Here is a 14,467-nt window from a genome sequence, read left to right as displayed (position 1 = left end):
CCTAACGCTTGTGGCCAGTGTCGAGCTTGTGTTCCAAATGAATGGAATAGCGCGACATACCAAAACAGAAAATCCAGAACACCAGGGCGGCGAACACGTAGCCTTCGGTGGCCATGCCCAACCATTTAGGGTCGGCAGCGGCTTGCTTGACGCTGTTGAGCAGGTCGAACAGGCCGATGATGATCACAAGGCTGGTGTCCTTGAACAGCGCGATAAACGTGTTGACGATGCCAGGGATCACCAGCTTCAGGGCTTGCGGCAGAATCACCAGGCCCATGCTGCGCCAGTAACCCAGGCCCATCGCCGCGGCCGCTTCGTACTGACCTTTGGGAATCGCTTGCAGGCCACCACGCACCACCTCGGCCACGTAGGCCGACTGGAACAGGATCACGCCGATCAATGCGCGCAACAGCTTGTCGATGCCCATGCCTTCAGGCAGGAACAGCGGCAGCATCACCGAGGACATGAACAGCACGGTGATCAACGGCACGCCGCGCCAGAACTCGATGAAGGTCACGCAGACCACCCGAATCGCCGGCATGTTCGAGCGTCGCCCCAGCGCCAGCACAATGCCCAACGGCAAGGCGCCAGCGATACCGACAGTGGCAATCACCAGGGTCAGCATCAAGCCGCCCCATTGGCTGGTGGCCACGTTGGTCAGGCCCAGAACCCCACCGTGCAGCAGGCAGTAGGCGATGATCGGGTACAGCACCAGGAAACCCAGGCCATACACAGCCTTGCGTTGAAACCGCGAGATGAACAACGGCGCCACGCCCACGATAGCCAGCCACACGGTCAGGTCCACGCGCCAGCGCAGGTCGCCGGGGTAGTAGCCATACATGAACTGCCCGAAGCGCTGTTGGATAAACACCCAGCAGGCGCCCTCTTTGGTGCAATCGGCGCGCGTGGTCCCGACCCAGTTGGCATCCAGGATGGCCCAGTGCAGGATGGGCGGCACGATCAGGTAAATCAGGTAGAACGCCAACAGCGTCAGCAAGGTGTTGAGCCAGCTGGAAAACAGGTTGGCGCGCATCCAGGCCATCGGTCCGAAGACTTTGTTCGGCGGCGGCATATCGGGTTTGAAAGTATGCGAACTCATGTGCGTTTCCTCACCGCTCGATCAGCGCAATGCGCTTGTTGTACCAGTTCATCAGCAGGGAAATGCTGATGCTGATCGCCAGGTACACGCTCATGGTGATGGCAATGACTTCGATGGCCTGGCCGGTCTGGTTGAGCACCGTGCCGGCAAACAGCGAAACCATTTCCGGGTAACCGATACCGGCGGCCAGCGAGGAGTTTTTCGCCAGGTTCAGGTATTGGCTGGTCAGCGGCGGAATGATCACCCGCAAGGCTTGCGGGATGATGACCTTGCGCAACGTCGGCCCAGGGCGCAGGCCCAGGGAGCGCGCGGCTTCGGTCTGGCCGTGGCTGACGGACTTGATGCCCGAACGCACGATCTCGGCAATAAACGCCGCCGTGTACACGGTCAGCGCCAGGGTCAACGCCAGCAGTTCAGGGATCAATACCCAGCCGCCGACGAAGTTGAAACCTGAAAGCTTGGGCATTTCCCAGTGCAGCGGCGCGCCGAAGACCAAGGCACACAATGTCGGGATCACAATAAACAACGCCAGGCCCGCCCAGAACTTATGGAACGGTACGCCGGTGGCCTCAAAGCGTTTGTTGGCCCAGCGCGCCATCAGCACGATTGCCACAATGGCAACCACCACACTGGCCACAAACGGCCAGAACCCATCGGCAGCAATCGCCGCCGGCATGTTCAAGCCACGGCTGCTGACGAAGAAAGTGTCACCGAAATTATGGCTGTTGCGCGGCCCCGGCATGGTCAGGAATACCGCGAAGTACCAGAACAGGATTTGCAGCAGCGGCGGAATGTTGCGGAACACTTCCACATACACCGTCGCCAGCTTGTTGATCATCCAGTTGGGCGACAAGCGCGCCACGCCAATGATGAAGCCAAGGATAGTCGCCAGGACCACACCGATCACAGTCACCAGCAAGGTATTAAGCAACCCGATCACAAAGACCCGGGCATAGCTGTCCGATTCGGTGTAGTCGATCAGATGCTGAGCGATGCCGAAGCCGGCACTGCGCTCAAGAAAGTCGAAACCCGAGGTGATACCCCGGTGTTGCAGGTTGGTCTGGGTGTTATTGAACAAGTACCAGCCCAGCGCGACCACCGCCACAATCGTGATGATCTGGAAGAGCCACGCACGCACTTTGGGATCGCTGAAGCTGAGCTTCTGCTTGGGTGCGCCGATTTGATTTTGCATGAAGTGCCCCGGAAAGAATGGAACAGAACATCACCCGGTGGTTGGCCCACCGGGTGATAGAACCATCAGCGATCAGCGCACAGGGGGTGCGTATTGAATGCCACCGTTAGTCCACAGTGCGTTCAGGCCACGGTCGATTTCCAGTGGGGTGCTCTTGCCCAGGTTGCGCTCGAACACTTCACCGTAGTTACCGACCTGCTTGACGATCTGTACAACCCAATCTTTTTTCACTTTCAGGTCTTTGCCGTATTCGCCGTCAGAACCGAGCAGACGAGCAACGTCCGGGTTCTTGGTGGACTTGGCTTCAGCTTCAACGTTTTTCGAGGTGATGCCGGCTTCTTCAGCGTTGAGCATGGCGTAGCCAACCCAGCGCACGATGGCCAGCCACTCGTCGTCGCCGTTACGCACGACTGGGCCCAGTGGTTCTTTGGAGATGGTTTCCGGCAGAACTACGTAGTCCTTCGGCGAAGCCAGTTTGCTGCGCTGTGCGTAGAGCTGGGATTTGTCCGAGGTCAGCACGTCGCAACGACCGGATTCCAGCGACTTGGCGCTTTCATCGGAGGTGTCGAAGGTGATCGGGGTGTACTTGAGGTTGTTGGCGCGGAAGTAGTCGGAAACGTTCAGCTCAGTGGTGGTACCGGCCTGGATGCAGATGGTTGCACCGTCCAGTTCCTTGGCGCTTTTAACGCCCAGCTTGTTGTTCACCAGGAAGCCAACACCGTCGTAGTAGGTGATGAAGCCTGGGAATTTCAGGCCCATGCCCGCATCGCGCGAACTGGTCATGGTGGTGTTGCGCGACAGTACGTCGACTTCGCCGGACTGCAGCGCGGTGAAACGCTCCTTGGCGTTCAACTGGCTGAATTTGACCTTGGTTGCGTCACCGAACACGGCAGCGGCCACAGCGCGGCAAACGTCAGCGTCGATCCCGAGGATCTTGCCGCTGGCATCCGGCACCGAGAAACCCGGCAAGCCATCACTCACGCCACATTGCACAAAGCCTTTCTTCTGCACGGCGTCCAGGGTGGCGCCAGCTTGGGCAAAACCACTGACACCCAATACAGCGGCCGCGGAAACGATGGCCAGGGTGGATTTCAATACCTTCATTCAAACCTCCAGTTGCTCTTGTTGTGTCGGAGCTAAAACCCCAGCGCACCCTTATGAGGCGATATCGACCCGTGTTGGCTTTTTTTGGGGTCAAGCGGCATGAGGTTTTCGCGGTAATTCCAGTTGCTATCCCACAAGCGGCAGTCACTGATAGTGTTACCGTCACAAGATAGTTCTGACATCGACCTACACATAGCAAGGCGCGTACCAGAGTGGTGGCTGAGTCGTTTCAGCCCTTGGTCAATAGAAAAACATTCAACGTTGCGACATTCTCTTAACAGATCAACCCGTCGCGCACCGTTCCGACGCACCCAATCGGAGCGCACGCACATATATGGAGCAGACATGACCGAACCCTTGATTCTTCAGCCCGCCAAGCCCGCAGACGCCTGCGTTATCTGGTTGCATGGCCTGGGTGCCGATCGCTACGACTTTTTGCCGGTGGCGGAAGCGTTGCAGGAAAGCCTGCTGAGCACCCGCTTCGTTTTGCCCCAGGCACCGACACGTCCGGTAACCATAAATGGCGGTTACGAGATGCCGAGTTGGTACGACATCAAGGCCATGAGCCCGGCTCGCTCGATCAGCCTGGAAGAGCTGGAAGCCTCGGCCAAAATGGTCACGGATTTGATCGAAGAACAGAAGAGAACCGGAATAGACGCTTCGCGAATTTTCCTCGCCGGTTTTTCCCAGGGCGGCGCCGTGGTTTTCCACACCGCCTTCCTTAAATGGCAGGGACCGTTGGGTGGCGTAATCGCCCTCTCGACTTATGCACCGACCTTCGGGGATGAGCTGGAGTTGTCCGCCAGCCAGCAGCGCATTCCAACGCTGTGCCTGCACGGCCAATACGACGACGTGGTGCAGAACGCCATGGGCCGCAGCGCCTACGAGCATTTAAACAGCCGTGGTGTCACCGTGACATGGCAGGAATACCCAATGGGTCACGAAGTGTTACCTCAAGAGATCGCCGATATCGGTGCCTGGTTGACCGCCCGGCTGGGCTGAAAACCACAGTTTATGTAGCCGTATGACAGACGCACTACGCCGCGCCCGTTTCTTGCATTACACTGGCCGGCGTACATTCCTTAACCAATTAATGAGATCACCGTGCTCAAAGCACTTAAGAAGATGTTCGGCAAAAGCGAGGCTGAGCCGCTCGCGCCAGTTCCCAGTGCTCCTGTGCCCTCCTCCGGCAGCCGCAATGACGGCCAACAGCCCGGCCGGACCGCACCTGCCGCACAGCCGCAGAAGCCAAAGGTGACCGCGCCCGAACAGGCCCAACCTGTCGAGGCAGCCCCCGCGCCGGCGCCGAAAGCGCCCCGTCGTGAACGCGCACCGAAGCCGCCCGTGACCCCGTGGAAACTCGAAGACTTCGTGGTTGAACCCCAGGAAGGCAAGACCCGCTTCCATGACTTCAAACTGGCCCCGGAACTGATGCATGCCATCCAGGACCTGGGCTTCCCGTACTGCACGCCGATCCAGGCGCAGGTGCTGGGCTTCACCCTCGCCGGCAAAGACGCCATCGGCCGCGCGCAGACCGGCACCGGCAAGACCGCCGCGTTCCTGATCTCGATCATCACCCAGCTGCTGCAAACGCCACCGCCCAAAGAACGCTACATGGGTGAGCCGCGTGCACTGATCATCGCCCCGACCCGCGAGCTGGTGGTACAGATCGCCAAGGACGCCGCCGACCTGACCAAGTACACCGGCCTCAACGTCATGACGTTCGTGGGCGGCATGGACTTCGACAAGCAGCTCAAGCACCTCGAAGCCCGTCACTGCGACATCCTGGTGGCCACGCCAGGCCGCCTGCTCGACTTCAACCAGCGCGGCGACGTGCATTTGGACATGGTTGAAGTGATGGTGCTGGACGAAGCCGACCGCATGCTCGACATGGGCTTTATCCCGCAAGTACGCCAGATCATTCGCCAGACTCCGCCGAAAAACGAGCGCCAGACCCTGCTGTTCTCTGCGACCTTCACCGAAGACGTGATGAACCTCGCCAAGCAGTGGACAACCGACCCGTCCATCGTCGAGATCGAAGCGCTGAACGTTGCCAGCGAAAACGTTGAGCAACACATCTATGCCGTGGCCGGGGCCGACAAGTACAAACTGCTCTACAACCTGGTCAACGACAACGGTTGGGAGCGCGTGATGGTGTTCGCCAACCGCAAGGACGAAGTACGCCGCATCGAAGAACGCCTGGTGCGCGATGGCGTCAATGCCGCGCAACTGTCCGGCGATGTGCCGCAGCACAAGCGTATCAAGACCCTGGAAGGTTTCCGCGAAGGCAAGATCCGCGTGCTGGTGGCCACCGACGTGGCCGGGCGCGGTATTCACATCGACGGCATCAGCCACGTGATCAACTTCACCCTGCCGGAAGTGCCGGACGACTACGTGCACCGCATTGGCCGTACTGGCCGTGCCGGGGCGGCGGGTGTTTCGATCAGCTTTGCGGGGGAAGATGACTCGTACCAGCTGCCGTCGATTGAGACGCTGCTGGGTCGCAAGATCAGCTGCGAAACGCCGCCGACGCACCTGTTGCGGGCTGTAGAGCGCAAACGCCCTTAATAGCTGAAATGCAGTAGGAGATGTGGGAGCTAGCTTTTGTGGGAGCTGGCTTGCCTGCGATACAGGCACCTCGGTTTTTCCGTTGCACCGAGGAGATGCTATCGCAGGCAAGCCAGCTCCCACACAAGCCCTGCTCCCACATTTGGATCTCCATCGATCTTCAGCAGATGCTCACTTCCAGCGCTCCGCCGCCGCGTGATCACTGCCCCGCCCTTCCACCCAGCGCGGGCCTTCAGGCGTGTTTTCCTTCTTCCAGAACGGCGCCCGCGTCTTCAAGTAATCCATCACAAACGCACAGGCATCAAACGCCGCCTGGCGATGCGCGCTGGCCGCCGCAACAAACACAATCGGCTCGCCCGGCTCCAACGCGCCGATCCGGTGCAGCACTTCCAACTTGAGCAACGGCCAGCGCTGCCCGGCTTCCACGCTGATCTTGGCCAGGGCTTTTTCGGTCATGCCGGGGTAGTGCTCCAAGAACATCCCGGACACATCGCGACCGTCATTGAAGTCGCGTACGTAACCGACAAAACTCACCACCGCGCCCACGCCAACATTGGCGGCGTGCATGGCGTTGACCTCTGCGCCGGGGTCAAATGCCTCGGCCTGTACGCGAATGGCCATGCTCAGCCTCCGGTCACGGGCGGGAAAAATGCCACTTCATCACCGGCCTGCACCGGCTCGTCGAGGTCGCACAGCTCCTCGTTACGCGCGCACATCAAGCTGCTTTCGGTGAGGACTGCAAACGCAGGGTCTGCCGCCAACGCCAGTCGCACCGCATCGACGGTAGCGAACTCGCCTTCCATCTCCAGCGAATCGAAGCCTGTCGCTTCGGCGTAACGCGCAAAAAACAATACGTTGATGCTCATGCCTGGTCCGCCTTGAAATGCCCGCTTTTGCCGCCAAGCTTTTCCAGCAGGCGAATACTTTCGATGGTCATGCCGCGATCCACCGCCTTGCACATGTCGTAGATCGTCAGCGCGGCGACACTGGCGGCGGTGAGCGCTTCCATCTCCACGCCAGTCTGGCCGCTGAGTTTGCAGCGCGCGAGGATATGCACAGCGTCCACACCGTCGGCGCGCAGTTCAACCTTGACGCCGGTCAGCATCAGCGGATGGCACAACGGGATCAGGTCGCTGGTTTTTTTCGCCGCCTGGATCCCGGCGATGCGGGCCACGGCAAACACGTCGCCCTTGGGGTGGGCGCCGTCGACAATCATTTTCAAGGTGTCGGGCAGCATGCGCACCCGCGCTTCGGCCACGGCTTCACGGAACGTCACGGCTTTGTCAGTGACGTCGACCATGTGGGCGCGACCTTGGGAATCGAGATGAGTCAGCACAGGGATACTCCTGATCAGGAGCGGCAATTGTAAACCTGTGAGTCAATTTTGCGCAGGGCTGTTTGGCCTTTAAAAAGAACACCGCAACCGTGGCGAGGGAGCTTGCTCCCGCTGGGCTGCGAAGCGGCCCTTGCTCTTTGCTTCAAGAGCATGGGACTGCTTCGCAGTCCAACGGGAGCAAGCTCCCTCGCCACAGGGTATCGGCCGTTAGAACCGGAAAGTAAACCCGGCATTGATCCCGTTGTTGTTACCCCGATTGGACAGCAAACCGCTGTAGTTCAACGACACCAGCGTGTCCTTGGTCAGGGCCATTTCCGCACTGGCCTTGATCACCGCGCCATCGCGGGCCACCGGCACACTATTGACCGCAAACGCGTTGTCGCTGCCGGCAAACTTCAGCGAGGCGTCGCGATCGGTGTCGCCAAACTGATGCTCCCAGCCCAACTCACCGCGCAACGTCACCGCCGAGGTCGAGCTGACCGGCAGTTGGGTATGCGCGCGCAGGCCCAAGGTGGAAAGCGTGGCGTCCTGGCTTTGCTTGCTGGCATGCAAGGCTGCGGCGCCGCCTTTTTCCTTGAACGAATCGCTCTGGTAGTTCAGGTAGGTCAGGTTGGCGAAGGGTTCGAACTGGTTCCATTGGGTGTAACCGATCTCGGCAAACACTTGGTCGGTGCGCGCGTTGTAGTCAGCTTTGTCGTAGTCCGACTGGTTGGCGTACGCCACACGGCGCGAGCTGTCGATACGGTGCCAAGTGGTGGCACCGCCCATGCGCAGGGCAATGGCGTCGAAGCGTTTACCGCCGTAGACCGACAGGTGATAGTTGTCGCTGTCTGCCGATGCCGACTCGCCATTGAGATGGCTTTGGGTGTAGCCGGTGGCGGCGCCCACACGCCAGCCGTCGCCGACCTCGGTGTCGAGGCCCAGCAGCACGCCACTGGTAGACGAGGAGTAACCGCTGGCGTTGTTGTCACCGCTGACGTTATTGCGCCCGCCCAGCAGCTGAACCCAGCCGCCGTTGTCGTGAGTGTCGATCTGCGCGCTGGAGTCCAGCGCCTGAGCCTGTTGCAGACGGCCGTTGACCGCTTCACGAATGTAACGGCTGTCCGCCATTTGCGCTGCGGCCACGTCCGAGTGCAGTTGCCCCGAGAGTTGCTTGAATGCAGCCTGCGCCTGCGCCGCCGAGTCTGAGGCCAGCAGGCTTTCATACACCGGGCTGCCCGCGCCCAAGGCTTCGGCCGCCGTCGCTACGGCGCGTTCGTTGCGGGTTTGCGCGATGCTGGCAAACGTCGTCTGGTTACGCGCCACGGCCAGGCTCAGTTGGTTCGGCTGATAGCTCAACTGCGTGCCGATAAACAGGTAGTTGGGCGTGATCGCTGCAAACTGGCCGTTGATGCCCTGGCTGGCCGTCAGGATGTTGAACTGCTGGCCCACCAGGCTACGGGCCTCAGTGGCAGACAGCAGGTTCGGGCTGTTTTCCAGGGATACGGTCACCACACCTCCGTTAAGGGTGGCGACGCCGCTGCTTTGGATTTGATCACTTTGCCCGTTCGGGCCGACCTCCACGGCATACACCGAACCAGGGTTGAAGGTCACGTCGCCGGTGTGCAGCGTGCCGATCGAGTGGCCCGGCGCCACGCGCCCGCCTGTGTTCACGGTCAAGGCACCCACCGTGCCGTTACCGGCCAGTGTGCCGCCCAACGTGGTCATCACGCCGTTATCCGCATTGCGGGTGCCCACCGCGCTGCCATCCACGGTCACCGCGGAGGTCAACGAGCCGTCTACCGACAGCTTGCCGCCGCGTACCCAGGTGCTGCCCGAATAGGTGTTCTGGCCCTCGAGCACCAGTTCGCCGTCGCCGGACTTGGCCAGGCTGCCGACGTAGGTCGTGCCGGTGAGCAAATCCTTGCCGCGTGCCAGCGTCGCCTGTTCCCTGGCGTGGCCGATTTCATATTCAAACTGGTCATCGTCAGAGGCATTGGCGGGCAAGCCGTTGACCCAGCCCTTCTGTTGCTTGGTGGCGGCCCAGGTGGCTTGTTCGGCGGTGTCTTCTACACGGCGGGCGCGGATGGCCTCATCGGAAATCGGGTTGGCCCAGATATCGCGCGTACCACCCGGCAAGGCCACCGCCACCGAGCCGAGGAACTGCCCCGGCCCTTGCATGGCTTTTTGCAGGTTGGGCAAGCCCCAACCGCTGACCACGCCCGGCACTTGCGGCGTGCCTGGCGCGGCGTCGTGTACCGGTTGCAGGTTGTCGTAGGTGCGGCCACCGGTCAGGTCGCCCACCGGCGTATCGGGACCGTCCGGCGCTTGCAGGCTGGAGGTAGTCAGCAACACATCCCGCGCCTGGCTGGCGGTCATGTAAGGGAAGCGTTGAATCACCAGCGCAAGCGCCCCGGAGACGCTCGGCGCAGCCGCAGAGGTGCCGTTGGCGTTGGGGATAATTTCCCCTTCGGGTCCGGTGGACGGGATGCCTGAAACGCCCATCACGCACCACCACTTCGACGTGCCACAGCGGTTGTAGACCTGGGCGCTGGTCTCGTCGTAGCCGGTGATCGAGAGGAATTTGCTCTCGATATCGGGCTTGAAAAACGGCAGGTTGGCGTTGGTGTCCGGGTTGGCACCGTGGCTGTCGTTGCCCGCCGAGATAATCTGGATGAAGGTGTTCTGCCGCGCGGCGTCGGCCATCGCGTCCATCCAGGTTTTTTGCCCGGCATGGGCCTTGTCCCAGAACGGGCGATAGGCAGCGGTCATGTCGCGCAAATTATCGGCCGCGCTGTCGCCTACGTTGCCGAAGTGGTTTTCCACATCATTGCGCGAATTCTGACCCCAGCTCTGATTGACGATCGAGACGTTCTTCGCCGCCAGCGCGTTGTAGCTGGCCATGAACGCGTTGTAGTCCAGGTCATTGGAGCCCTGGAAACGGTTGTCATCGGTGCCGCCGGTATTGGCGACAAAAATATTCGCATCAAACGCAATGCCATGCATGCCGGTGCCGTTGCGGCTGGCGCCCAGTACGCCGGACATCTCCGTGCCGTGACCGTCATTGATGGTCGGGTCGTACTCGCCGGAAATACTGAAGTGCTCGCCTTTTTGGAACTGGCCGTCCGGCGTGTCATGAATGTAACGCGGGTGGGTGGCGTAGTACTCGCCGGTGGAGGTTACGGCCTGCACACGGTCCTGGCCCTGGGCATTCTTGCCCTGGAACTCGAAGTGTTCAGTGAGGATGCCCGAGTCGAGCACACCGACGTTCACACCCTTGCCGGTCATGCCCAAAGCATAGGCGTAATACGCGTTGGTGCGGTCCAGGCCGGAGTTGACCTGGGCTTCGGGGGTTTTCCAGGTTTGCGCGTTGGCGCTCCAGTCACGGGTGGCGCCCGCCCAGGATTGGCCGGCATTCAGTTGCGCGTTGAGGTTGCTGCTCACGCCAGGCTCTACGTAGGTGTAGGGCTTGGCCGCCGGCAGGTTGGCGATAATGGCCTTGGAGAAGTCGAGAATATTGGTGGTATAGCGCCCGCTGTTGCTGAACAGCCGGCTGCGGTAGTAATCCAGGCGCGAGGCGTAGTCCAGCGGCCGCTTGGTATCGCCGAGCATGGCGCCGATGGTGAGGTTTTCCGGTTGCAGTTCGTAGTTTTGCTTGAGGGCCGAATCGAACTTGCCGGACTGTGCGGCAAAGTCCTTGGCGGCCAGGTCGACGATATCGGCGTAGGCGAACCGCAGGTTTTTATACACGTCGGTGTTGGGCCCAAATGAAGCAACGGCTTTCCTGAAGGCCGACTCCAGCACTGGCGACGTGTAGGGGTTGGCGTCATCGGCCCAGGCTATAGAGCCTTGTCCCAGCCATAAGGCCAAGCCGAGTGCGATGGGTGTAAGGGGTATCGATTTGGAGCCTGTAGCGCGCTTGCGTTTTTGCGACAAAGTGAAGCCATTACCTGCTGCGTCCATTTTCCTTTCCCTTTGGATATGTGCTTCGTCAATGAGCGATGTATCGGGCTTTTTGTAATAGGCAGGATCACGCGCAAGACCAACGCCGGGTCTTGAATAAATCGTCGAATCAAAGCGATCGCGTTTCGACGGGGTTACGCTGTTTTCTTATAGTTTTCGGCGATAAAAAATGTAACAAAATAATTACAAAGCCTACAAGCACCCAGGACGCATTAACGAAGACAAATGTCGCCCATAACAAAAACCCCGAACTTCGCGAGAAATTCGGGGTGTTTTGTGGCATTTAGCCACTAACTACAGCATGGGCGATTACAGATGGGATTCGGCGTACTCGGCCAGGATCGAACGAGGTACCCCTTGCAGCGCGATATGCACGCCGTTCGGGAAGTCTTTAAAGCGTTCCGTCAGGTAGGTCAGCCCGGAGCTGGTCGCGGACAGGTAAGGGGTGTCGATCTGTGCCAGGTTGCCCAGGCACACCACTTTGGAACCGGCGCCGGCACGGGTGATGATGGTTTTCATCTGGTGCGGCGTGAGGTTCTGGCATTCATCGATCAAAATCAGGCTCTGCTGGAAGCTGCGACCTCGGATGTAATTGAGGGATTTGAACTGCAACGGCACTTTGCTGAGGATGTAGTCGACGCTGCCATGGGTGTTTTCGTCATCCATGTGCAAGGCTTCGAGGTTGTCGGTGATCGCCCCCAGCCACGGCTCCATTTTTTCCGCTTCGGTGCCGGGCAGAAAGCCGATCTCCTGGTCCAGGCCCTGCACGCTGCGGGTGGCGATGATGCGGCGATAACGCTTTGTCACCATGGTTTGCTCAATGGCGGCCGCCAGGGCGAGGATGGTTTTCCCCGAGCCTGCAGCGCCGGTCAGGTTGACCAGGTGAATGTCCGGGTCGAGCAGCGCATAGAGCGCCAGGCTCTGGTAGATGTCACGCGGTTTCAGGCCCCAGGCTTCCTGATGCAACAGGGGTTCCTGATGCAGGTCGAGGATCAGCAGTTTGTCGACCTGGATCTCTTTGATCCAGCCCACAAAACCCTGTTCGTCGATGATGAATTCATTGATGTGCACGGCCGGCAGGTTGTCGATCAACTGCACCTGGTGCCAGGTACGGCCATGGTCCTGACGGGTTTCGACCTTGCTGACAAGATCCCAGAAAGAGCCGGTCACGGTGTGATAACCCCGCGACAGCATCGACACGTCGTCGACGAGTTGGTCGGTACTGTAGTCCTCGGCAGCGATCCCACACGCTCGTGCCTTGAGGCGCATATTGATGTCTTTGGTCACCAGCACCAGGCGCAGGTCCTTGTCGCGCGCGTGCAGGTCGATCAATTGGTTGATGATTTTGTTGTCGTTGAGGTTTTCCGGCAGCAGGCTGTTGGGCTCGCTGCGCTTGCTCATCAGAATCGACAGCAAGCCCTTCGGCCCGCTTTTGCCACGCTGGATCGGCACGCCGACTTCAACGTCCTCGGGTGAGGCTTCGCCCAGGGTCTTGTCGATCAGGCGGATCGCCTGGCGGCATTCGGCAGCCACGCTGTGGTGCCCGCTTTTGAGTTTGTCGAGCTCCTCAAGCACGATCATCGGGATGGCGACGTGGTGTTCTTCGAAGTTAAGCAGTGCGTTTGGATCGTGGATCAATACGTTGGTATCAAGCACATAAAGGATTGGCTGGTCGGAAGAAGGGTTACGTCCATGATCATCCATACTCGGTCACCTTTGTGGGAGCCATTCGACGCAATACCTGGGCGGTGCTGCGCCTCGATTCGACCACCGACTGCACCTGAGTGACGTCAAGTGCAGTGCCCACATGAGGAGTCTTGGAAGACGCCACCTGTGTTGCAGGGTTCGGCGATCTGACTTCGTAATACCGCAAAACCCATGACAGGAAAAAGCACTTTGACGCTTTTTTGAAGTTTATTTTTCAGGATGACGAATAGCACTAGCCGAGTGCCAGTGACCCCGTTAAAGTCGGAAGTCCGCCTGCATCGAAATGTCGCACAAAATCACCCCTGAATTCCCCCATCCCTAACAGGGCCGGGCACTTCAGCGAAATGCCTCCCGGCAGTCCTGCCAACCCAAGCCACTTTGCGCCGTTGCCTGCAATAACATCGGCAAAGCCACCCGCGCCTTGTCCTGGGTGTCGTGAAACACAATCACGCCTTTGCGCCACAGCAACATCAACGTCAGCACCCGTTGCGCCGACTCATCAGCCTTGAGCTTGCCCGGCTCGTCCTGGGAATCGATGTCCCACAACGCCACCTGCAAACCCTGGGATTGGAAGAAACCCTGGCTGTCGGCACGGCGCTGGCCATAGGGCGGGCGAAACAGCGGCACGTAGTTTTCCGGCATCAGGTTCTGCACCAGCGCAGCGCTGCGCGTAATCGAGCTTTGCCACTCGACCCAATGGCTGTGGGAGCGGTATTGCCAACCCTGGGTGCCTACGCACTGGCCTTGGTACAACGCCTGCACGTCACTGGCGGAACTGCGCTCCACACGGGTTTGCAAACTGCTGCCAAGGGCAAAGAACATGGCGTTCATCTTCTGCTTGCGCAGGTAGTCGGTGAGCCAGTCGGTATTGCCGCTGACCGGCGCCGGGCCGCCGTCGAAGGTCAGCAGGAACAGACGGTCGTTGAACTCGTCGCCATTGCGTTCGTGGTCACCAAAACGCAGCACTTCGCTGCTGATCTGCGGGAACAGCGCGGCTTTGCGCAACAGCTCCTCCAGGTAGCGTTCATGGAAGTTATGGCTAGGCCCGGCCCAGCCTATATAGAAGGAGTTATCGCTGACCTGGAACTTGCCGGCCTGCTCGCGCAGATCGTCCATGTTTTCCACCAGGTAGCAGAACGAGGCGTCCTCTTCGCAGCTCTGCTGGGCCGCCGTGTAGTTTTCCAGCAGGCGCTGCCAGAGCTGGCGACGCAGGTCGTCGATGGCGGCGAGGTTGATGTTTTTCAGACCAAGACGCTGCTTGAGGGCGGCCTCATCCTGGTTTTCGCTGGCCAGCAGGCTATGGGCAAACATCAGGATTTCAGCGCGCGAAGCGACATCGAACAGCGCCGGGCTGCTGAGCTTTTCGGGCCAGATGCCACGGTCCAGGCTGGCGACATCCACCGGCGCGGCGCTGGCGTTCAGGCACAGTAAGCAGGCTGACAATAATAGTGCTAGGCGCACGCAGGGTCTCCCTCTCCAGAGTTACCGCCCATCATAGCGGATCGTGCCTATCGCCATC

11 protein-coding genes are annotated in these 14,467 nt (G+C 59.9%); 2 read left to right on the top strand and 9 right to left on the bottom strand.

From position 1 onward, the window contains the following. Nucleotide 1: 1 nt before the first annotated feature. The 3 genes from HBO23_RS01760 to HBO23_RS01750 all read right to left on the bottom strand — a co-directional run bounded on the left by HBO23_RS01760 (nucleotide 2) and on the right by HBO23_RS01750 (nucleotide 3,395). Complete coding sequence (locus HBO23_RS01760; RefSeq protein WP_017135200.1) at nucleotides 2-1,099, bottom strand: amino acid ABC transporter permease; 1,098 nt, start codon at nucleotides 1,097-1,099, stop codon at nucleotides 2-4. Between the two features lie 10 nt (nucleotides 1,100-1,109). Then, on the bottom strand, nucleotides 1,110-2,291 hold the full coding sequence (locus HBO23_RS01755; protein WP_017135201.1) for an amino acid ABC transporter permease: 1,182 nt from the start codon (nucleotides 2,289-2,291) through the stop codon (nucleotides 1,110-1,112). Nucleotides 2,292-2,363: 72 nt separating this feature from the next. Continuing rightward, entirely contained in the window at nucleotides 2,364-3,395 is a 1,032-nt protein-coding gene (locus tag HBO23_RS01750) for an amino acid ABC transporter substrate-binding protein (protein WP_017135202.1), read from the bottom strand. A gap of 345 nt (nucleotides 3,396-3,740) precedes the next feature. Here HBO23_RS01750 and HBO23_RS01745 point away from each other — a divergent pair, with 345 nt between their 5' ends. Both HBO23_RS01745 and rhlB read left to right on the top strand, forming a co-directional pair. After that, on the top strand, nucleotides 3,741-4,397 hold the full coding sequence (locus HBO23_RS01745; protein WP_017135203.1) for an alpha/beta hydrolase: 657 nt from the start codon (nucleotides 3,741-3,743) through the stop codon (nucleotides 4,395-4,397). Nucleotides 4,398-4,493: 96 nt separating this feature from the next. Further along, the gene (gene rhlB / locus HBO23_RS01740) at nucleotides 4,494-5,963 is read left to right on the top strand and encodes an ATP-dependent RNA helicase RhlB (RefSeq protein ID WP_026013543.1); all 1,470 of its coding nucleotides are present in this window, start codon (nucleotides 4,494-4,496) and stop codon (nucleotides 5,961-5,963) included. 171 nt (nucleotides 5,964-6,134) lie between these two features. On the opposite strand, the gene moaE is transcribed toward rhlB, so the two are convergent. From moaE to HBO23_RS01710, 6 genes are all read right to left on the bottom strand, one after another. Next, entirely contained in the window at nucleotides 6,135-6,584 is a 450-nt protein-coding gene (moaE, locus tag HBO23_RS01735; protein WP_170036299.1) for a molybdopterin synthase catalytic subunit MoaE, read from the bottom strand. A gap of 2 nt (nucleotides 6,585-6,586) precedes the next feature. Continuing rightward, the gene (gene moaD / locus HBO23_RS01730) at nucleotides 6,587-6,829 is read right to left on the bottom strand and encodes a molybdopterin converting factor subunit 1 (RefSeq protein ID WP_099548429.1); all 243 of its coding nucleotides are present in this window, start codon (nucleotides 6,827-6,829) and stop codon (nucleotides 6,587-6,589) included. Then, the gene (moaC, locus tag HBO23_RS01725; protein WP_056858942.1) at nucleotides 6,826-7,299 is read right to left on the bottom strand and encodes a cyclic pyranopterin monophosphate synthase MoaC; all 474 of its coding nucleotides are present in this window, start codon (nucleotides 7,297-7,299) and stop codon (nucleotides 6,826-6,828) included. The genes moaD and moaC overlap by 4 nt, the downstream gene beginning before the upstream one ends. 207 nt (nucleotides 7,300-7,506) lie before the next feature. Beyond that, a complete protein-coding gene (locus tag HBO23_RS01720; RefSeq protein ID WP_170036297.1) occupies nucleotides 7,507-11,241 on the bottom strand; it encodes an autotransporter serine protease in 3,735 nt (1,244 codons plus the stop codon). A 309-nt stretch (nucleotides 11,242-11,550) separates the two neighbouring features. Next, complete coding sequence (locus HBO23_RS01715) at nucleotides 11,551-12,945, bottom strand: PhoH family protein (protein ID WP_012722339.1); 1,395 nt, start codon at nucleotides 12,943-12,945, stop codon at nucleotides 11,551-11,553. A gap of 339 nt (nucleotides 12,946-13,284) precedes the next feature. Next, a complete protein-coding gene (locus HBO23_RS01710) occupies nucleotides 13,285-14,409 on the bottom strand; it encodes a polysaccharide deacetylase family protein (RefSeq protein WP_017135210.1) in 1,125 nt (374 codons plus the stop codon). Nucleotides 14,410-14,467: the final 58 nt, after the last annotated feature.

Source organism: Pseudomonas sp. WS 5532, assembly GCF_012985445.1.
Classification (GTDB): Bacteria; Pseudomonadota; Gammaproteobacteria; order Pseudomonadales; family Pseudomonadaceae; genus Aquipseudomonas; species Aquipseudomonas edaphica.
This window is presented reverse-complemented; position numbering and strand designations above follow the sequence as displayed.